Genomic DNA, 18,562 nt, shown 5'->3' with positions numbered 1-18,562 from the left:
GTACGCACCGCCGAAAAACCACGCTCGAGCTGATGCGGCGCACCGTCATCCGAAAGACCCCTGCCACCGCCGCGTGGGCGCGCTCAACGGGTCGATCGTGCAGCATCGATCGCCGCGGCCGCGCGCGCCCGCACCCAAACTTCGACGCGTCGGTTCTTGCCGCGCCCGATCTCGCTGCGGTTGCTCGCGACCGGGGAAGCGTCGGCCATGCCGCGGATGCGCCGCACCGGCACGCCGGCGCGATTCAACATCTGCGCGATGTAGTCGGCGCGATCGTTCGACAGCATGATGGCGTCGATCGGGCTGGCTTCCTTGGCGTCCGAGAATCCGATCAGCGCGACCTCGACACCGCGCATCGCCTCGCTGTCGAGGAACTCGGCCAGCCGCTGCAGGTCACGCAAGGCCTTGCCATCGAGATAGGTGAGCCCGGTGTCGAAGCGGAAATTCACGGACACCCGTTGCGCGCCCTCGGTCAGCGCCAGGTACTCCGACGGCATGTCCGCACGCGGCGTTTCGCGCACTGCGGTGAGCTGCTGGCCGACGAAGCCGACGCGTTCGGCGATGCGCTGGCCGACCTCGCCCTGGGCAAACTCGATGAAGGCGCGCACGCGCTCGGACTGCAGTTCCGGAGCGTAGAGATAGAGCCGGCGCGAGAGCGCGTAGTCCTCGGTCGCTACTTCCAGCCGCCGCGGCTCAAGCGCGCGCGTACCGGTGTCGGAGATCGCCAGTGCACGCGTACCCGCGACCGAATCGAGACCGACGAAACCGATCGCATCGGGATCTGCGGCGACCGCGGCGACCAGTTCATCCGAGGATTCGTAGCGCTGCGCCGTCGCCACCAGCGGCGCGCCGTCCAGCACCAGCGAGCGGAAGGTGTCGAACGTGCCGGAGCGGTCGTCGCGCGCATGCACGGCGACCTTGCCGGGCGCGCGGCCGAGCGCTGCCCAGTCGCGCGCCTCGCCGCTGAACAGGCGCCGCACGTCGCTGATCGCGAGCGTGCGCAGCGTGCTGCGCGGATGCACGATCACCGCGACGCCATCGAGCGCGATCACGTGCTCCTGGCGCGGATGGTCGAGCCGCCCCCACGCCGAGGCGCGCTGCAACTCCTCCGCGGTCACCGCGCGCGATGCCATCCACAGATCGGCGCGCCCGTCGAGCAGTGCCTGCAAGCCGGTGCCGGTGCCATGTGCGGCGATTTCGATCACGCCCCGCTCGCGCCCGCGCACGATGCCGATGCGCAGCTCGTCGAGCCGCTCGGCGCGCCGCGACTCGACCCGCCAGCCTTCGGCTTCGGCAAAGGCCACCGCCAACTCCGGTGCCAGCCGCTGCCCCACGGTGTTGGAACCATGCAGACGCAGCCAGGCGTCCACGCCGGACACCGGCGAATCGGCTTGGACCAGAGAGGAACACGTGATCGCGAGTACCGCGAGCAAGAAGCGCAACCGGAGCATGGAAGTTCCCTGTAGGAGAGGCTCCCATCCTGCGACATCGCCATGACGACGCCGTGCGATGCGCGCGACGCTGGCGCGACCGTGGCGTGGCGGAACGGTTACACGTCGCCGGCCGCGACCGCGCGGCTGCGGTCACTGACCCAACCGCTCCACGACGGCGGGAACAGGCGCGAACCGGACAGCCCGGCGTGTTCCATCGCCAGCAGGTTGTGGCAGGCGGTGACGCCGGAGCCGCACATGTGCACGACCCGCCCGGGGTCCACCGCGCCGAGCACGCGCAGCCACTCGGCACGCAAGATTTCGGGCGATTTGAAGCGACCGTCGGCGCCGAGGTTCTCGGCGAACGGCCGGTTGATCGCGCCGGGAACATGGCCGGCGACCGGGTCGAGCGGCTCCACCTCGCCGCGAAAACGCGGTGCGGCGCGCGCATCGACCAGGCGCCAGGCAGCATCGCATCGCAGCGACTCGACCGCAGCGATGTCCACCATCGCGTCGCTGGTAAACGCGGCATCGACCGACGTCGCGGGCCGCGAAGGGTTCTCCGCGGTCAGCGGCGCCCCTGCCGCACGCCAGGCCGCGAATCCGCCATCGAGCACGCGCAACTCGCGATGCCCGATCGCGCGCAGCATCCACCACAGCCGCGCCGCGAAGGCGCCACTGTCGGCGTCGTACACCACCCAGCACTGGTCCGGTGCGTAACCGACCGATGCCAGCCAGCGGGCGAACGTGTCCGCGTCCGGAAGTGGATGACGACCGAGTCCGCGTCGGGCGTGATCCGAGAGGTCGCGGTCGAGGTGCGCGTAGATCGCGCCGGGCACGTGGGCACTGGCGTAGGCCGCGGCACCGGCATCGGGGTCGGCGAGATCAAAGCGCGCATCGGCAACCCGCAGCAAGGAATCGTGCAGGCGCGCACGCAGTTCCTCGACGGACATCAGCACATCGTTCATCGGCATTGCTCCAGTCGCTCGCGCAGGTTGATCAGCATGGAAGCGGTCGCGCCCCAGATGCGGCGGCCGCCGAACTCGAATTCGTGAATCTCGCGGCGCAGCCCGCGATAGTCGATGTACTGCACCCGCTGTGCGCTGCGGTCGAGGAACAGCGACAGCGGTGCCTCGAACGCCTCGTCCACCTCGCCCGGATTCAGGCGCAGGTCGAACCCCGGACGTACCAGCGCGACCACCGGCAGCACGCGAAATGCCGAGATCGTCTCGAATGGGTCGAGGTAGCCCAGTGGTTCGACGTGGCGGGCCGCGAGCCCGATCTCTTCGTCCGCCTCACGCAAGGCCGCGGCAATCGCGTCGCGATCCCCGGGATCGATGCGTCCGCCGGGAAAACTCACCTGGCCGGCGTGCGTCGCCAGGGTCTCGGTGCGCCGCGTCAGCAGGATGGTCGGGACCTCGCGATCGACAATGCCGACCAGCACCGCAGCCGCAGCGAAGCGCGTGCCCATGGGCAAGACGTCGGCCAGCTGCGCGCGGTTCCAGCCGTCACCAAGCGGCGGCTGATCGAGCGCATGCAGCGCAGCGCGCAGCGCAGCGGGCGCGAAGGGCTCAGTCACGCAGCGCTCCGGGTCGTGGCAAAGGGTCGCAGTCGGACACCGGCATTCGGGTACATCGAAGTTTGTGGCTCACAGAAACGCGCGGGGCCGGATGCACCTTGCAACCGGCCCCGCGAATCCACCTTGCTGGCGCCTTACTTGACGTCGACCAGCTTGATCTCGAACACCAGCGCTTCATTCGGGCCGATCGGGCCCTGGCCGCGCATGCCGTAGGCCTGCTCCGGCGGCAGGAAGATCTGCCAGTGGTCGCCGACCTTCATCATCGGCAGGATCTCCTGCCAGCCCTTGAGCACGGCATCGGCCTTGAACTTGGCCGGCACGCCGCGCGCAAACGAGCTATCGAACTCCAGCCCGCTGGTCAGCGAACCGCGGTAGTGCACGGTGACTTCGCTGTTCTTGAGCGGACGCTTGCCGTTGCCTTCCTCGATGACGCGGTACTGGATCAGCGAGGGCAAGGTGATGATGCCCTTCTTGACCTTGTTCTCGGCCATGAACTTGTCGGACTTGGCCTTGTTCTCCGCAGCGAGCTTTTCATACTGCGCCTTGGCTTCGGCCATCAGCTTCTCGCGCATCTTCTCGAGCGCGGCGCGCATCTGCTCCGGTGGTACCGTTGGCTGCCGCTTGGCGACACCGTCCTGGATGCCGCGGATGACGGTGGCGACGTCCACGTCCATCTTTTTGTTGACGAAATCGGAACCGATCTCGAAACCGATCGCATAGCTCAACTTGCCCTTGTCGCTGGTGGTGTCCTGCGCGGCCAGCGGGCCGATCGCAAGAGCCGCCAACAATGCGGCGCCAAAGCGGATGCTCATTCGTGATTCTCCGGGTTGTAATCGATGTGCCGAACCGCAGACCGGTTGGGCCGAAAGCCGCGCATTCTAGCGGCTCGGGCGGCACCGTGCCACGCCGGTGCGGAACCGTGGTTGAACCGGATCGCCGCCAAAAGTTCCCGGCGCCGCCGTACACTGCGCGCCCTTTCCGGAACCAGACCATGCCCTACGCCAATCTGCTGATCGAAACCGCCGGCGGCATCCGCAGCATTACCGTCAACCGGCCGGACAAGCTCAACGCGCTGAATCGCGAAACCGTGAGCGAACTGCGCAGCGCCTTCGACCAGGCCGCGACCGACCCGCGCGTGCGCGTAATTGTGCTCGCCGGCAGCGGCCCCAAGGCCTTCGTCGCCGGTGCCGACATCTCCGAGCTAGCGAAGCTGTCGCCGGTCGAGGCGCTGGAGTTCTCGCGCTATGGCCAGGAATTGATGCTGCGCATCGAGCGCTTCGGCAAACCGGTGATCGCCAAGATCCAGGGCTTCGCCCTCGGCGGCGGCATGGAACTGGCGATGTCTTGCCACCTGCGCATCGCTTCGGACGCGGCGAAGATCGGCCAGCCCGAGATCAACCTCGGCATCATCCCCGGCTTCGGCGGCACGCAACGCCTGCTGCGCCTCGCCGGCCGCTCCGCAACGCTGGAACTGTGCCTGCTCGGCCACCACATCGGCGCCCAACGCGCCTACGAACTCGGCGCGCTGACGCGCGTGGTCGCAGCCGACCAGCTCGACGCCGAAGTGCAGAAGCTTGCGGAACAACTCGCCGCATCGGCGCCGCAAGCGCTGCGTGGCGTGCTCGACGCGGTGCTGATCGGCGGCGAAACCCACATCGAAGCCGGCCTCGACTACGAGTCGCAAGCCTTCGCCATCTGCGCCGCCACCGCCGACATGAAGGAAGGCACCGGCGCCTTCCTCGAACGCCGCAAGCCGGTGTTCCGCGGGCAATAGCACTGGCTGCCAAGGTTGCGACGTAGGAGCGACCCCGGTCGCGACCGATGACGCGGTCACATGCGGTGGTCGAGAACACGTTGCATCGCGACCAACGCCGATCGTGAACATCGGGTGCATCGCGTCGCCGGTCGCGACCGGGGTCGCTCCTACGTCGCACGATGGGATTTCGACGCGGTGGCGAGCCCTGGAAGCGCTGTTACTCGAAGCTGTTCTTGAACAGTGCGTCCGGCTGGAAATTGACAGTCAGGTTGAAGTCGCCGTTGTCGGCGTAGCCGGTCGGCGCGACCATGACCACGTATTGCTGGCCGGCGACGATGCCAGTCGCGTAGGTGTTGCGCGAACCGGTCGCCGGCACCGACACCGAGTTCAGCACCGCACCGCTGGCATCGTGCAATCGCAACAGACCGGCGAACTGCGGATTGCTCAGGGTCGCGTACATCAGCCCGGCGAACGGAGCGGTGTAGCTCACGTACTCGATCGAGCCGATCAGCCCGAGATTGCCGGGGTAGTTCAGATCGTCACCATTGCCGTTCATGAAGCCGGTGCGGTTGTTCAGCGCCTGCTCGGGGCCGTCGATCTGCAGCGTGTAGTCGGCGGCACCGCCGCTGAAATCGGCCTCGGACAGCACCGCTGCGGTGTTCGGGATACCGCCGAGCGCAGCAAAGACCAACTGCGCGTCATCGCCGACACCACCGTCGTAGGCGAGCGCGAGCGGGTCATCCAGGACTTGCAGGAAGACCGCCGCCATGGGGTCCATGGTGCCGTGGCTCTCGACCACGCGCACGGTGGTGTTGCCGGAGGTCTTGAGGCTGAACTCGATGCGGTCGACGTCGGTGATGCCGAACAGGTTTTGCGGGAAATCGACATCGCCGTGCTGATCCGGGTACAGCGTGTATTCCTCGCTGCCCGGCCCCATCGCCAGCACCGTCGCCCCGAGCGCGTGGATACGTCCCCAGCCGAAGGTCGTATCGTGTCCGGCAGCACCGAGTTCGATCGCGGACATGCGCATCGCGCGGTGCATGTCGTAGCGCGTCAGCGAGCCCGCGCCTCCGGCCATCTCCAGCATCAGCGAACCCACCGCGGCGGCATTCGGCGTCGCTGCGGAGGTGCCGGAAAAGTTGGGGAATGCGTCCGCGTCGTCGCCGGTGTCGCTGCCAAAGAACGAATTGTTGACGCGATCGATCGACAGGAAGTCGGGCTTCTCATAGGTGAACGGCCCCACCGGGTTGCCGAGCGTGTCGAAGAAGCGCCGAAACGGGCCGCGCCCGCTGTACATCTCGGCCACGTCGCGGTTGCTGAAGGGCGCCGCGCCAATGGCGATCGAGTTCGGCGTTCCGGCGTGCGGCGTCAAGGTGCCACCACCGCCGTTGTACTCGTCCATCGTCACCTGCCAGGCGCCGTTGGCAAAGAACTGGTACTTGAAGGTGAGGCCGGCGGCCGCGGCCCCGCCGATGCGCTTGACTGCCATGTTCAGGACCAGTGGCGCGCCGGTGTTGTTGGTGATGGTGACGCTCTCGATCGGGTCGCCGCCGATATTGTTCACGGTCGAGTTGGTGACCAGCCCGCTGACCGCCGCGTTCCACACCTCCAGACTCAAATCGGTGGTCGCGCCGCCCACCGGCTGCGACCACTGCAGCACCACGCTGACCGACACCGGGTTGGCCGCGGTTCCGCTCGGCATGGTGATCTGCTGGACTTCATCGCCGCCGGAGAAGTTGTGCCAATTGTTGGGCTCCCCGTCGACGAACACTCCCTCGTAGCTCAGATTGGCGTAGTTGTGGTTCAACGCGAAATACAAGCCGCCATTGCTCACGAAGGTGTTCACCGCCTGTGCGACCACGCCGTCCTGGTAATAGGGCTCGGCGAAGTAGACGTAGTCGTCATTGATGATGTCCATCGTCGCCCCGAGCGTCGCGATGTTGGCGGCGAAGTTGGCCTGGCCACCGGTAGCGGTGGCGAACGCGAGTTGGGTCGTGCCGGGCGCGATGTCGTGGATCAGTTCCATCATCGCGCGGCCTTCGTCGGTGGGACTGCCGCCGACCATGTCCGCCACCACACTCACGCGACCACCCGCAGGCAAGTCGCCCGAACCCTGCGATGTCGCGACGCCGCCGCCGATGCGGTTGGCGGAGTCCGACAGCGTGCCGATGCGCAGTCCACCACCGTCGGCGACAGGGAACACACGGCGCACCGCCTCCACTTCCAGCGCCTGCTCGGCCTGGTTGCCGACGACGCCCTGAGCTTTCGCGACCGGAAGCACGCCCGGAGGTAGCGTCACCTTTCCGGTCATCCCGCCAGCAGCATGCACGGCGGCGATGCCGGGCAGCATCGCCAAGTCGATGAGCCGCTCCGGCGGCACCAATGCCGAAACCACGTGGAAGGCCGGGGCGTCCGCCGCGACGAGAATCTCGACACCGGCCAGCCCGGCGAGCGCGTTCATGGCCCGCCCGACGTCCGAAACCACAGTCAGGTCGACCACGACCTTGTCGCGCTGCACCTGGAACAGTTCGCCGTAGGTGCTGCCATCGACCAGGCGGAATCGGGCCGGATCGGCAGCAAGGGCGTCCCCATCGAGCGCAGCGGCGGCCAACTCCTGCAGCGCGTCGGGCAGGCGCCGCGCCGCACTGCGTTGCGCGGCATCGAGATCGGATCGGGTCTCCCATTGCGGGCGACCAGTCGGCACGCTGACCGGTGGCAGCGTGCCGGAGTCGACGGAATCGACTCCGGTTCCGGGGCGGTCTGCTGCCGCCAAGGAACCCGCTGCAAGGCAGCAAAGGGAAAGCAGGCAGATGCGCGCGTGCATGACGACCTCCGGCTGGGCGCGCCCCGACGCAGACGCGGCCAGCCGAACCCTACGCCGCGTGCATGACGCCTGCTTGACCTGAATCAACCAAAGTGCACGGCTGCGAACTTGTTGCCGTCAAGGTCGCGGAAGTAGGCGGCATAGAAGCCCTCGCTGCGCTGGCCGGGCGCACCTTCGTCGCTGCCGCCGAGTTCAAGTGCATTGGCGTGCAGGCGATTTACCTGTTCCTTGCTGCTGGCGTGCAGCGCGACCATCGTGCCATTGCCGATCGTGGCCGGCTGGCCGTTGAACGGCTTGATCACGCCGATGCCGGGGCTGTGCTCGCCGCTCGACCAGGCGACACCGGTTTCGCCTTCCCAGACGTGCTTGGCGTTGAACTCGGCGAACAGGGCTTCGAAGAACGCGACGGCGCGCGGCAGATCATTGGTTCCGACCAGGGTGTAGGCAATCATGGCGCGCTCCGTTGTTGGGGAGCGCCGTTGTCGTCCGCTGCGCTTCGCACGTCAAGTGCAGAAACGCCCGATTTCACTCCGCCTCGACAAACTCGCGCAGCAAAGTGCTCAACCGTCGTGCCGGGTCGCCGCGATAGCGCACATCGGAGACGAACCAGCGGAAGCCCACCCGCTGCAATTCGACGGTGTCAGTCCACACGATCACGCGATTGCGGTGCGCCTTGGAATAGCGCTCGTCGATGTGGATCACGGTCACCTCGATGCGGGCACGATCACCGTCGATCGTGGGCTCGGCCAGCGCAACCTCGTGCGCACCCTCGACCGCATCGACCCAGAGATCGCCTTCGAGCATGCGCGGCTTTTCATCCGGAGCCGTCTTCGCCGCGTATGTCCCGGCAGCAGATTCGGCGCGATCGAGCTGCGCGATCAGCTCCGGCGCCAGGAACATCTCCAGATCGCGTCGTTCCGCCTTGGTCGCAATCCCGCCGCCGGGATGCGCCAGCGCCCAGCGATACATGCCGGCGACAGCATTGCGCACCTGTTCCGGCACGGAAGGAAGCGGCGTCAGCGACGCCGCATCACCTATCGGCAGCAGGGCGGCCGCAACCGCCAGCAACCCGCCGAGGAACCGGATCGAGCTACGCATCCGGTCACTCTGCCGCTTTCGCAGCAGCCTCGGCGACCTTGGCTGCCTCGGCGGCTTCCACCGCGGCGGCTGCCTCGCGACCGTCGCCGGAGCAGGAGCCGGTGTCCGCTGCGGGCGCCGCTGCCTGCTCGGCTTCCAGCGCCATCTCGGCATCGGTCTTGCGGTCCGCTTCCCAACGCTCCATGGAATCGGCGGCGTCGGCGTTGATCCAAGCGTTGTTCCAGTAGCGCATGCGCGAGTCGTGCACCAGATCGACACCGAACACGCGCCCCTCGATGTGCAGCGTGGCGCGGTCGGCCTGCGCGTCGCGTTCGCTGAAACGCACGCTGCCGAGGATCTGGTCGGCATCGACGTCATACGCGGCCAGCACCTGCTTCACCGTGCGCAGCAGCGCATCGCCATGCACCACCGCGTCCTCGAAGGACAGCAGCTGCACGTCCTCAAAACGCTTCGCCCCGGTTTGCCGTACCAGTCTCGACACCGCATTGAGCGCGCTGCGCAAGCGGCCGCCGTCGGCAAAGTCGACCCGCCCGATCCAGTCCTGCACCGCATACATCAGGCGCGTCATTTGCTGCACTTCATCGACGCCCATGTTCTGGTCGCTGGCGATCCCGGTCAGCATCGCGCCGAAACCGAGGTTGAATTCCATCGCCCGCTTCGACGCCGATTCGGCGATCTGCGGCTGCCACTCCGCGATCAACTGCTCCACGCCTTCGGCAGATTGCAGCTTGCGCCAGACCATCTCCGCCTCGTCTTCCGCAGCATCGATGGCTGCCGGCTCGGCCGTGGCGTCTTCGGTCGTGGCCGCCTTCGCCGCCGCTGCGCCGCGCTCGGCCGCGGACTCGTCCCATTGTTTCGCGATCTGGGCGATGTCCTTGTCGTTCTCCATGGCTTCGAGCAGGGCCGCGAAGTCGTTTTCCTTGAGCGCCAGCAGCAACGCATCCGGTTGGTCGGTCACCCGCGTCGGCGGCAGAGATACCTGCTGCGCCACGCCGGGCCCAAGCTTTGCGGCACCCGCCGTTCCTGCCGTCACCTCCGCCGCCGTCACCATGAACGCCGCCAAGGCCAACACCCAACCGCTGCCGATCCGTTTCATCACTCTCTCCTTTTGAGAAACATCGTGAACGCGAGACCGATGCTATCGGGGTCCAGCCGCAAAACCTGTCCCTGAAGTCACCCCGAGCGGGCGCCGCGAGGGCGGTTCGCGGGCAACGACCTCGCGCAGCGATGGCGTCAGTTCAATTCGATGTTCGACTCGATGCTTGCCGATAGCGGCTCTCACCCGCGATAATTACGGAATGTAAACGACGCTGCAAAGGCGCCGCCGGCCCCACCCTCCGCGAGGAAATTCCCATGTTCTGGAAACGCCCAGCCGCCGCGCTCGCCGCGGCCTGCCTGATGATGTCTGCCGCCTTCGCCGCCGAGCCGCCCGCGCTCGAGACTTTGCTCAAGCGGCCGCTGTTCTACCAGATGGGCATCTCCCCCGACGGCAAGCACCTGGCCGCGACGGTGCCGATGGGCGACGACCGCACCATCCTCGCCGTGCTCGATCGCGAAACCCTCAAGGTGACCGCGACCTTGCAGTTGCGCGAGGACGAACACGCGTCGAACTTCGTCTGGGCCAATGACCAGCGCATCCTGGTCATGCCCTCGAAGAAGCTCGGACTATTGGATCGCCCCGCACCCACCGGCGAGATCTACGCCATCAACGCCGATGGTTCGCAGTCGAAGATGCTGTTTGGCTATCGCGCGCAACGTGACGGGTTGAGCAAGGGCAACCTGGTCAAGCAGGAATGGGCCGGGGCCTCGGTGCTGCACCAACTGCCTGACGAGAAGAACGAGGTGCTGATCGGCGTGTATCCCTGGCGCGATGCCGACACCGCACTGCCGGAAGTGCGCACCATGGACGTTCGCACCGGGCGCACCAATTCAGTAACTCGCGCGCCGATGCCGCGGTCGTCGTTCCTGACCGACAACGACGGTCGCGTCCGCCTCAACGTCGCCGAACGCGCCGACATGACGCAAGTCATCCATGTGCGTGCAGCGAAAGGCGGCGAGTGGGAGGTCCTGCACGACGAGCGCGAGCTCGGCTATTCGCTCCGTCCGCTCGCCTTCGAGGCCGACGGCAAGCACGTACTGGCAAAGCGCGAACACGCCAAGGGCGCGGACTCGCTGGTGCGCTGGAACATCGACGACAACACCCAGGAGGAGATCGCGCCGGCCGGCGCCTCCGACCCCGAAGGCGTCCTGATGGACGCGGCGGACCGCAATCCCTACGCGTGGATCAGCGTTCCCGACCGTCCGCAGGCGACTTTGCTCAATCCCGAACTTCCCGAAGCCAAGCTGTTGAAGGCGGTGAACGCTGCGTTTCCCGACAATTACGTGGTCCCCACCAGCTTTACCCGCGACGGCAAGCTGGCCTTGCTCGCGGTGTCCGGCGACCGCAACCCCGGCGAGTTCTACCTGATCGACACCGAGACCATGAAGGCCCGCTATCTGGCCTCATCGCGCCAATGGCTGGACCCGAAACAGATGAGCGAGTCGCGCCCGGTGGCGATCAAGGCGCGCGACGGCACCACCCTGCACGGCTATCTGTTCCTGCCCGAAGGCAAGACCGCAAAGCAACTGCCGCTGATCGTCAATCCGCACGGCGGCCCGCATGGCATTCGTGACTACTGGGAATTCGACGAGGAAGCCCAGTTGTTCGCCAGCCGCGGCTACGCCGTGCTCAAGGTCAACTTCCGTGGTTCCGGCGGCTATGGCACACATTTCCAGGAATCCGGCTATCGCGAATGGGCCGGACTGATGCAGGACGATCTGGCCGATGCGGTGCGCTGGACCATCTCGGAGGGCTATGCCGACAAGAACCGCATATGCATCTATGGCGCCAGCTACGGTGGCTACGCGGCGCTGATGAACCCGGCGCGCTATCCCGAGCTGTATCGCTGCACCGTCGGCTACGTCGGCGTCTACGACCTGGCGCTGATGTACAAGGACGGCGACATCCCGGAGACGATCTTTGGCCGCAAGTACCTGGAGCGCGTGATCGGCAAGGAAGGTCTGGCTGAGGCATCGCCCCTGCACCACGTGGCGAAGATCACCATGCCGGTGATGCTGGTTCACGGCGGCGAAGACTTCCGCGTGCCGCAGAAGCACGCCGACCGTCTGCGCGAAGCGTTGACCAAGGCCGGCAACCCGCCGGAGTGGCTGGTCAAGCGCAGCGAGGGCCACGGCTTCTACGTCACCGAGAACCGGATCGAGCTCTACACCAAGCTGCTCGCGTTCTTCGACCGCCACATCGGCGAAAGCGCGAAACCGGCGCAATAGGTCGCCACGAACCGGCCGGCCCGCATGCAGCTGCGGGTCGGCCGAAGCGCGTTGCTGCTCGCCGCAATTCGCCTGCGAAACGGCGGTGACAAACGCATCCCGTCGTCGCCAGCTTCGGGCCCTGCGCGTTCGCGCGTTGCGACGCGATGTTTCGAGCGGTTCCAGGGCACGCAACTCATGCACCGAGTGATTCATGCCAAATATTGCATGAGGCGTAAAATGCGCGCCTAATACCACTCATGAAGCGCGTCGTTTGGGCTGGCAGCAGCAGGGAGGAACTTCGAGCCTTCCCACCGGAAGCCAGACGGGAGGCTGGTTTCCAGCTGAGCAAGGTCGAGGCGGGCAACGACCCTGACGATTGGAAACCGATGCCCGACATCGGTGCCGGCGTTCGGGAGATTCGCGTTCGAAGCTCAGACGGAGCGTTTCGCGTGATCTACGTGACGAACATCGGAAGCGTGGTGCACGTCTTGCACGCGTTTCAGAAGAAGACACAAAAAACGAGCCTGCTCGATCTGCGCATCGCGAGGCAACGCCTGAAGCAAGTACGGGGTGACCATCCATGAAGCGCTCAACCCAACCTGCCGGCACCAAAGCAATCACCCCCGGCGATCCACGTGGCGTATTCTTTGATCTGTTCGATGCTGATGAAGCCGCAGAACTGACGATGCGCGCCGATCTGCTGCGCGGCCTACAGGCATGGTTGGCCGCAGCGGCGACGCAGACAGCAGCCGCCCGAACGCTCGGCACCACGCAGGCGCGCATCTCCGACATCAAGCGCGGCAAGATCGACCGGTTCAGCCTCGACCTGCTGGTTCGTTTTGCTGCACGCGCCGGACTGCGACCGGTCTTGAAACTCGCAGCCTGATTGCGAACGGATTCCTTGGCCTACTCCGACGACGTGATCCACCGCAGTCTCGCGTCCAACGCTGCCTCCGCGGTCGTGAGCGGGAATTCGCGCCCGTCGCACATCGCGATACGCCGAGCGCAGTCGATCTGCACCGCGAGATCGACCGGCAGATGATTGCCGGGGTACTTGCGCAGCTGCCACTGAACGATGTCGTCGCCGATCCAGGTGGCGCTGTCGAGCGACCAATGCACATCGCGAAACGCGAAGATCGTCGCGCCACTGGCGGCATCGACCAGAGACGGGGACTCGATCCACAGCGACATCCGCGCTTCCCATACAGAGGTCCGCATGGCCCAGCGGCCATTCGGCGACCGCAGCGACCCGGACTCCGTCATGTCGGCCGTTCGTCGAGACAATCCGAAAGGGAGCTCACAGCATCGGCAGCTTCAGGCCCTGTTCCTTGGCGCATTGTTGGGCGATCTCGTAGCCGGCGTCTGCGTGGCGCATGACGCCGGTGCCGGGGTCGTTCCAGAGGACGCGGGCGAGGCGCTTGTCGGCGGCCTCGCTGCCGTCGCAGACGATGACGACGCCTGAGTGTTGCGAGTAGCCCATGCCGACGCCGCCGCCGTGGTGCAGCGAGACCCAGGTGGCGCCGCCAGCGACGTTCAACATCGCGTTCAGCAATGGCCAGTCGGAGACCGCGTCCGAGCCATCGCGCATCGCTTCGGTCTCGCGGTTCGGTGACGACACCGAGCCGGAATCGAGATGGTCGCGGCCGATCACGATCGGCGCCTTCACTTCACCCTTGCGCACCATCTCGTTGAAGGCGAGCCCGAGCTTGTGGCGCAGCCCAAGCCCGACCCAGCAGATGCGCGCCGGCAGGCCCTGGAAGCTGATGCGCTCGCGCGCCATGTCGAGCCAGCGATGCAGGTGCGGATCATTCGGGATCAGTTCCTTGACCAAGGCATCGGTCTTGTAGATGTCTTCCGGATCGCCGGAGAGCGCGACCCAGCGGAACGGACCAACACCGCGGCAGAACAGCGGGCGCACATAGGCCGGCACGAAGCCCGGGAAGTCGAAGGCGTTGGTGCAGCCTTCGTCCTTGGCCATCTGGCGGATGTTGTTGCCGTAGTCGAAGGTCGGCACGCCCATCTTCTGGAATGCCAGCATGGCTTCGACATGCACGCGCATCGAGCGGTTGGCCGCATCGCGCGTGCCGTTCGGATCGGCGACGCGCTGCTCGAACCAGCGTTCGCAACTCCAGCCGATCGGCAGGTAGCCGTTGACCGGATCGTGCGCACTGGTCTGATCGGTGACCGCGTCCGGACGCACGCCACGGCGCACCATCTCCGGCAGCACTTCCGCGGCATTGCCAAGCAGCGCGATCGACTTCGCCTCGCCCGCGGCCGTGTACTTCGCGATGCGTGCGAGCGCGTCGTCGAGGTCGCGCGCCTGCTCGTCGACGTAACGCGTCTTCAGGCGGAAGTCGATGCGGCTCTGCTGGCATTCGATGTTCAGCGAGCACGCACCAGCCAGAGACGCCGCCAGCGGCTGCGCACCGCCCATGCCACCGAGGCCGGCGGTCAGTATCCACTTGCCGCGCAGCGAACCGCCGTAGTGCTGGCGGCCCATCTCGACGAAGGTCTCGTAAGTACCCTGCACGATGCCCTGCGAGCCGATGTAGATCCACGAGCCGGCCGTCATCTGGCCGTACATCATCAGCCCCTTGCGATCGAGTTCGTGGAAGTGTTCCCAGTTCGACCACGCCGGCACCAGGTTCGAATTCGCGAGCAGGACACGTGGCGCATCGGCATGGGTCGGGAACACGCCGACCGGCTTACCACTCTGGATCAACAGGGTCTCGTCGTCGTTGAGTTCGCGCAGCGTCTTCAGGATCGCGTCGTAACTCTCCCAGTTGCGCGCGGCGCGGCCGATGCCGCCGTAGACGACGAGTTCGGCGGGATTCTCGGCGACCTCGGGATCGAGATTGTTCTGCAGCATGCGATAGGCAGCTTCGGTCAGCCAGCTCTTGCAGCTGAGCGTGTTGCCGCGCGGTGCGCGGATCACGCGCGAATCGTCGCGGCGGGTGAAGGTGGTCATGATCGGTCCTTGCAGGGGCGTCGCCCATTATCGCATCGCGCCCTGCAATCGCGCCCCCTACAATCGCGCCCCCTGCCTGGAGCAGAACTTGAACCCCGAATCGATCGGCTTCTTCGCTGCCCTGCTCACCACCGGCGCCTTCGTGCCGCAAGCCTGGATGACCGTGCGCACGCGCGACACCCGCAGCATCTCGCTGGCGATGTATGTCGTGTTCAACATCGGCATCGCGCTGTGGCTCGCCTATGGCGTGCTGATCCACTCGCGGCCGATGATCTGGGCGAACGTGATCACCCTCGCCCTGGCCATGACCATCCTCACGGTGAAGTGGCAGAACCGGCGACGGGACCGCGCGCCAGCAAACCCGGCCTGATCTGCGCAGCGCGAAGATTGGGCTGCAACAACCATGTCCGAATCCTGCTGATCCACGCCGGGCGCGCTGCTACGGTGGCGCCATGCCTGCATCGAACAAAGCCGAGTTTCAACGCTACGAGCGCGCGCGCCTCGCCCGCGACGCGCGTTTCGATGGGCTGTTCTACACCGCGGTGAAGACCACCGGCATCTACTGTCGGCCGGTGTGCCCGGCACCTGCACCGAAGCCGGGCAATGTCGTGTACTTCGGAACCGCAGCCGCCGCTGCAGCTGCCGGCTTTCGTCCCTGCCTGCGCTGTCGGCCCGAGCTTTCTCCGGAAGATCGCGGCGGCCGCGCCCGCGACCAGTTGCCGGACCGCGTGCTCGCGCGCATCCACGAAGGCGCACTCGACGGGCAACCGGCAACCGCATTGGCCGCGGAGTTCGACACCAGCGAGCGGCAGTTGCGGCGCGGCTTCCTCGCGCGCTACGGCATCACCCCGCAGGCAGCAGCCGCGACCCACCGCATCCACGTCGCCAAGCAGCTGCTGACCGAGACGCGCATGGCGGTGACCGACGTCGCGTACGCCGCGGGATTTGCGAGTCTGCGCCGCTTCCACCAGGCGTTCGCGGTCGCGACCGGGATGAAACCGACGCAACTGCGGCGCAACGACGCGGCGGCGTCTTCGCCGACCGACGTTCATCGGCTGCGTCTGGCCTATCGCCCGCCGTATGACTGGCAACGGATCCTCGCGTTCTTGCGCCAGCGCGCCCTGCCCGGCATCGAACAGGTCGACGAGCACGACTACCAACGCGCCCTGGCAGAATTCGCGGACGGCGCGCGGCTGCGCGTCACGCACGATCCCACGCACGACGCGCTGGTGCTCGAACTGTTCGCGCTGCCGACGCAGTCGATCCCGAAGGTCGCACAACGCATGCGGCGCATGTTCGACCTCGACGCCGACCCGCAGGCCGTCGCGACCACACTGTCCAGCGACCCGCTGCTGGCGCCGCTGCTGCGCGCGCGTCCCGGCCTGCGCGTGCCGACCGCCTTTGATCCATGGGAAACCGCGGTGCGTGCGGTGGTCGGGCAACGCATCAGCGTCGCGGCCACGCGCACCATGCTGACACGCATGATCGCGAGCGACGTCCGATTTCCAGCGCCGGCGGCACTCAGCCAACGCGACCTGACCGGCATCGGGCTGACGCGCTCGCGCGCGGCCACGATCCAGTCGCTGGCGCGCGCGGTGGCCTCGGGCCGCGTGCATTTCCGCGCCGGGCAGTCGCTGGATGCGTTCGTCGAAGGACTGGTGCAGATTCCCGGCATCGGGATGTGGACAGCGCACTACATCGCAATGCGCGCGCTCGGCCACCCGGACGCGTACCCGCTCGGTGACCTGATCGTGAAGCGCGCGCTCGGAAATCCCACGCCGAGCCAGGAGCGCACGCGCGCCGAAGCCTGGCGACCCTGGCGAAGTTACGTCGTCCTCCACCTCTGGACCGCAGCGAGCGAATCCGCATGAACACGACCCGTTTCGACACCTTCGACAGCCCGATCGGCGCGCTCACCGCAGCCGCCGACGACGAGGGCCTGCGCTGGCTGCTGTTCGCGCACAACCGCCACGAACCCGAGCGCAGCGGCTGGCAGCGCGACGCCACGCCCTTCGTCGAATTGCGACGCCAGCTCACCGCCTACTTCGCCGGCGAACTGCGCGACTTCGATCTGCCGCTGGCGGCCACCGGCACCCCGTTCCAGCATTCGGTGTGGTCGGCCTTGCGCACGATCCCCTACGGCGAGACCCGCAGCTACCGCGACATCGCCTGCTCGATCGACAACGCCAAAGCGGTGCGCGCGGTCGGCCTCGCCAACGGCCGCAATCCACTGCCGATCATCGTGCCCTGCCATCGGGTGATCGGCGCCAACGGCTCGATGACCGGCTTCGGCGGCGGCATCGCGATCAAGCGCTTCCTGCTCGATCTGGAAGCGCGTCACGACGCGCCGCCGTTTCATTTGCGCGCGAGTCTCTGAACGGTGTCGATGTAACGTGCGGCAATGTGCGACTCGTCGATGTGGCGGCCATCGCGCACGAGTGTGCGACCCCGCACCTGCACCTCGCGCACCAACGGCACGTTGCCGGAGAAGATCCAGCTGTCGAGCAACTGATCGCCGCTGCGCGCGCCCAGCAGCGGATGGGCGCCGTCCAGCACGATGCTGGCACCATTGGCGGCGAGCTTCGCACCGACCGAGCGCGCGCCACCGGCGAGCACCTGTCCATGCAGGAGCTTGCCCACCGACTTCTGCGTGGGGCTCACCGCGACATTGCGCCGGCGCGCCGACAGGCGTTGCCCGTATTCGAGCCAGCGCAGTTCCTCGACCGGAGACACCGAGATATGGCTGTCCGAGCCGATGCTGAAGCTGCCCTGCGCGGCGAGGTATTCCGGCAACGGAAACAGTCCGTCGCCGAGGTTGGCCTCGGTGCTCGGGCACAGGCACACGGTCGCTCCCGACTGCGCGATGCGCTCCACTTCGGGTGCGCTCAGATGGGTCGCGTGCACCAGCGTCCAGCGCGCGTCGACTTCGGCGTGGTCGTATAGCCACGACACCGGCCGCGTGCCGCGCAGCGCCAGGCATTCCTCGACTTCGGCCAACTGCTCGGCGATGTGGATGTGGATCGGACGCTGCGCCGAAGCCTCTGCGGCCAGCACTTCGCGCATCGCGTCAGGCGGCACCGCGCGCAGCGAGTGCAACGCGATGCCGACCTGCAGTGCGTCCGACTCCTCGCACCGCAAGTCCGCGACCAGGCGCAGGAAGGCATCGACCGGATGCCCGAAGCGCAGCTGGCGCGCGCCGAGGGCACGTCCATCGAAGCCGCCCTGCTGGTACAACACCGGCAGCAGGCACAGGTCGATGCCGGTTTCCGCCGCAGCAGCGATCAAGGCCCGCGACATCGCCGCGGCATCGGCATAGGGCCGGCCGTCGCGCTGATGGTGCAGATAGTGGAACTCGCATACCGCGGTGTAGCCGGACTTCAGCATCTCGACGTAGAGCTGCGCGGCGATCGCTTGCAGGTCTTCGGGTTCGATCAGTCCGGCGTGGCGATACATCTGCTCACGCCAGGTCCAGAAACTGTCGGCGGGATCACTCTGATGTTCTGCCAGACCGGCCATCGCGCGCTGAAAAGCATGCGAGTGCGCATTGACGAGGCCGGGGAGGTGCAGAGAATTCGGTGCGGGCATGGGGACGTTCACG

General features: G+C 66.8%; 18 protein-coding genes. 7 read left to right on the top strand and 11 right to left on the bottom strand.

The window, feature by feature from the left end:
• Positions 1–83 precede the first annotated feature (83 nt).
• The 4 genes from IPG63_09455 to IPG63_09440 all read right to left on the bottom strand — a co-directional run bounded on the left by IPG63_09455 (position 84) and on the right by IPG63_09440 (position 3,821).
• Positions 84–1,451, bottom strand: a complete 1,368-nt coding sequence (locus IPG63_09455) for a phosphate ABC transporter substrate-binding/OmpA family protein (GenBank protein MBK6727469.1) — start codon at positions 1,449–1,451, stop codon at positions 84–86.
• A 98-nt stretch (positions 1,452–1,549) separates the two neighbouring features.
• Positions 1,550–2,404 carry a sulfurtransferase gene (locus IPG63_09450; GenBank protein MBK6727468.1) on the bottom strand — a complete coding sequence of 285 codons (855 nt, stop codon included), beginning with the start codon at positions 2,402–2,404 and terminating at the stop codon, positions 1,550–1,552.
• Positions 2,395–3,009: a CoA pyrophosphatase gene (locus tag IPG63_09445; protein ID MBK6727467.1), complete on the bottom strand. Its 615-nt coding sequence runs from the start codon at positions 3,007–3,009 to the stop codon at positions 2,395–2,397. Before IPG63_09445 ends, IPG63_09450 begins: the two co-directional genes overlap by 10 nt.
• Before the next feature lie 134 nt (positions 3,010–3,143).
• The gene (locus tag IPG63_09440; GenBank protein MBK6727466.1) at positions 3,144–3,821 is read right to left on the bottom strand and encodes an FKBP-type peptidyl-prolyl cis-trans isomerase; all 678 of its coding nucleotides are present in this window, start codon (positions 3,819–3,821) and stop codon (positions 3,144–3,146) included.
• Between the two features lie 179 nt (positions 3,822–4,000).
• Here IPG63_09440 and IPG63_09435 point away from each other — a divergent pair, with 179 nt between their 5' ends.
• Positions 4,001–4,783: an enoyl-CoA hydratase/isomerase family protein gene (locus IPG63_09435; GenBank protein MBK6727465.1), complete on the top strand. Its 783-nt coding sequence runs from the start codon at positions 4,001–4,003 to the stop codon at positions 4,781–4,783.
• 199 nt (positions 4,784–4,982) lie between these two features.
• Here IPG63_09435 and IPG63_09430 read toward each other — a convergent pair whose 3' ends face one another.
• The 4 genes from IPG63_09430 to IPG63_09415 form a co-directional block, all read right to left on the bottom strand.
• The gene (locus IPG63_09430) at positions 4,983–7,589 is read right to left on the bottom strand and encodes a S8 family serine peptidase (protein ID MBK6727464.1); all 2,607 of its coding nucleotides are present in this window, start codon (positions 7,587–7,589) and stop codon (positions 4,983–4,985) included.
• Between the two features lie 83 nt (positions 7,590–7,672).
• Complete coding sequence (locus tag IPG63_09425) at positions 7,673–8,041, bottom strand: VOC family protein (protein ID MBK6727463.1); 369 nt, start codon at positions 8,039–8,041, stop codon at positions 7,673–7,675.
• Between the two features lie 73 nt (positions 8,042–8,114).
• The gene (locus IPG63_09420; GenBank protein MBK6727462.1) at positions 8,115–8,687 is read right to left on the bottom strand and encodes a hypothetical protein; all 573 of its coding nucleotides are present in this window, start codon (positions 8,685–8,687) and stop codon (positions 8,115–8,117) included.
• Between the two features lie 4 nt (positions 8,688–8,691).
• The gene (locus IPG63_09415; protein MBK6727461.1) at positions 8,692–9,783 is read right to left on the bottom strand and encodes a hypothetical protein; all 1,092 of its coding nucleotides are present in this window, start codon (positions 9,781–9,783) and stop codon (positions 8,692–8,694) included.
• 257 nt (positions 9,784–10,040) lie between these two features.
• On the opposite strand from IPG63_09415, the gene IPG63_09410 reads away from it, so the two are divergent.
• From IPG63_09410 to IPG63_09400, 3 genes are all read left to right on the top strand, one after another.
• The gene (locus IPG63_09410) at positions 10,041–12,014 is read left to right on the top strand and encodes a S9 family peptidase (GenBank protein MBK6727460.1); all 1,974 of its coding nucleotides are present in this window, start codon (positions 10,041–10,043) and stop codon (positions 12,012–12,014) included.
• A gap of 239 nt (positions 12,015–12,253) precedes the next feature.
• Complete coding sequence (locus tag IPG63_09405; protein ID MBK6727459.1) at positions 12,254–12,580, top strand: type II toxin-antitoxin system RelE/ParE family toxin; 327 nt, start codon at positions 12,254–12,256, stop codon at positions 12,578–12,580.
• A complete protein-coding gene (locus IPG63_09400) occupies positions 12,577–12,882 on the top strand; it encodes an XRE family transcriptional regulator (GenBank protein ID MBK6727458.1) in 306 nt (101 codons plus the stop codon). The genes IPG63_09405 and IPG63_09400 overlap by 4 nt, the downstream gene beginning before the upstream one ends.
• 20 nt (positions 12,883–12,902) lie before the next feature.
• Here the strand turns inward: IPG63_09400 and IPG63_09395 are convergent, their stop codons facing one another.
• Both IPG63_09395 and hutU read right to left on the bottom strand, forming a co-directional pair.
• The gene (locus tag IPG63_09395) at positions 12,903–13,187 is read right to left on the bottom strand and encodes a hypothetical protein (protein ID MBK6727457.1); all 285 of its coding nucleotides are present in this window, start codon (positions 13,185–13,187) and stop codon (positions 12,903–12,905) included.
• 106 nt (positions 13,188–13,293) lie between these two features.
• A complete protein-coding gene (hutU, locus tag IPG63_09390; GenBank protein MBK6727456.1) occupies positions 13,294–14,964 on the bottom strand; it encodes a urocanate hydratase in 1,671 nt (556 codons plus the stop codon).
• Here hutU and IPG63_09385 point away from each other — a divergent pair.
• The 3 genes from IPG63_09385 (at position 14,963) to IPG63_09375 (ending at position 17,341) form a co-directional block, all read left to right on the top strand.
• Positions 14,963–15,334 (top strand): SemiSWEET transporter, encoded by a 372-nt coding sequence (locus IPG63_09385; protein ID MBK6727455.1) that lies wholly within the window; start codon positions 14,963–14,965, stop codon positions 15,332–15,334. The two genes, hutU and IPG63_09385, sit on opposite strands and share 2 nt — an antisense overlap.
• 82 nt (positions 15,335–15,416) lie before the next feature.
• Positions 15,417–16,835, top strand: a complete 1,419-nt coding sequence (locus IPG63_09380; protein ID MBK6727454.1) for a DNA-3-methyladenine glycosylase 2 family protein — start codon at positions 15,417–15,419, stop codon at positions 16,833–16,835.
• Entirely contained in the window at positions 16,832–17,341 is a 510-nt protein-coding gene (locus IPG63_09375) for a methylated-DNA--[protein]-cysteine S-methyltransferase (GenBank protein MBK6727453.1), read from the top strand. Before IPG63_09380 ends, IPG63_09375 begins: the two co-directional genes overlap by 4 nt.
• On the opposite strand, the gene IPG63_09370 is transcribed toward IPG63_09375, so the two are convergent.
• Positions 17,320–18,549 (bottom strand): formimidoylglutamate deiminase, encoded by a 1,230-nt coding sequence (locus tag IPG63_09370; protein MBK6727452.1) that lies wholly within the window; start codon positions 18,547–18,549, stop codon positions 17,320–17,322. The genes IPG63_09375 and IPG63_09370 overlap by 22 nt on opposite strands.
• Positions 18,550–18,562: the final 13 nt, after the last annotated feature.

It is taken from the genome of Lysobacterales bacterium (genome assembly GCA_016703225.1).
Classification (GTDB): Bacteria; Pseudomonadota; Gammaproteobacteria; order Xanthomonadales; family Ahniellaceae; genus JADKHK01.
The sequence above is the reverse complement of the archived record's forward strand: the minus strand, read 5'-3'. Positions and strand labels throughout refer to the sequence as shown.

Excerpts from the sequence above, each read along its gene's own strand:
- IPG63_09410 (MBK6727460.1), top strand. The coding sequence starts at position 10,041 with ATGTTCTGGAAACGCCCAGCCGCCGCGCTCGCCGCGGCCTGCCTGATG.
- IPG63_09415 (MBK6727461.1), bottom strand. The coding sequence starts at position 9,783 with ATGAAACGGATCGGCAGCGGTTGGGTGTTGGCCTTGGCGGCGTTCATG.
- IPG63_09450 (MBK6727468.1), bottom strand. The coding sequence starts at position 2,404 with ATGCCGATGAACGATGTGCTGATGTCCGTCGAGGAACTGCGTGCGCGC.
- IPG63_09400 (MBK6727458.1), top strand. The coding sequence starts at position 12,577 with ATGAAGCGCTCAACCCAACCTGCCGGCACCAAAGCAATCACCCCCGGC.
- IPG63_09435 (MBK6727465.1), top strand. The coding sequence starts at position 4,001 with ATGCCCTACGCCAATCTGCTGATCGAAACCGCCGGCGGCATCCGCAGC.
- IPG63_09405 (MBK6727459.1), top strand. The coding sequence starts at position 12,254 with ATGAAGCGCGTCGTTTGGGCTGGCAGCAGCAGGGAGGAACTTCGAGCC.
- IPG63_09440 (MBK6727466.1), bottom strand. The coding sequence starts at position 3,821 with ATGAGCATCCGCTTTGGCGCCGCATTGTTGGCGGCTCTTGCGATCGGC.
- IPG63_09370 (MBK6727452.1), bottom strand. The coding sequence starts at position 18,549 with ATGCCCGCACCGAATTCTCTGCACCTCCCCGGCCTCGTCAATGCGCAC.
- IPG63_09420 (MBK6727462.1), bottom strand. The coding sequence starts at position 8,687 with ATGCGTAGCTCGATCCGGTTCCTCGGCGGGTTGCTGGCGGTTGCGGCC.
- IPG63_09380 (MBK6727454.1), top strand. The coding sequence starts at position 15,417 with ATGCCTGCATCGAACAAAGCCGAGTTTCAACGCTACGAGCGCGCGCGC.
- IPG63_09425 (MBK6727463.1), bottom strand. The coding sequence starts at position 8,041 with ATGATTGCCTACACCCTGGTCGGAACCAATGATCTGCCGCGCGCCGTC.
- hutU (MBK6727456.1), bottom strand. The coding sequence starts at position 14,964 with ATGACCACCTTCACCCGCCGCGACGATTCGCGCGTGATCCGCGCACCG.
- IPG63_09455 (MBK6727469.1), bottom strand. The coding sequence starts at position 1,451 with ATGCTCCGGTTGCGCTTCTTGCTCGCGGTACTCGCGATCACGTGTTCC.
- IPG63_09430 (MBK6727464.1), bottom strand. The coding sequence starts at position 7,589 with ATGCACGCGCGCATCTGCCTGCTTTCCCTTTGCTGCCTTGCAGCGGGT.
- IPG63_09375 (MBK6727453.1), top strand. The coding sequence starts at position 16,832 with ATGAACACGACCCGTTTCGACACCTTCGACAGCCCGATCGGCGCGCTC.
- IPG63_09395 (MBK6727457.1), bottom strand. The coding sequence starts at position 13,187 with ATGTCGCTGTGGATCGAGTCCCCGTCTCTGGTCGATGCCGCCAGTGGC.
- IPG63_09385 (MBK6727455.1), top strand. The coding sequence starts at position 14,963 with ATGATCGGTCCTTGCAGGGGCGTCGCCCATTATCGCATCGCGCCCTGC.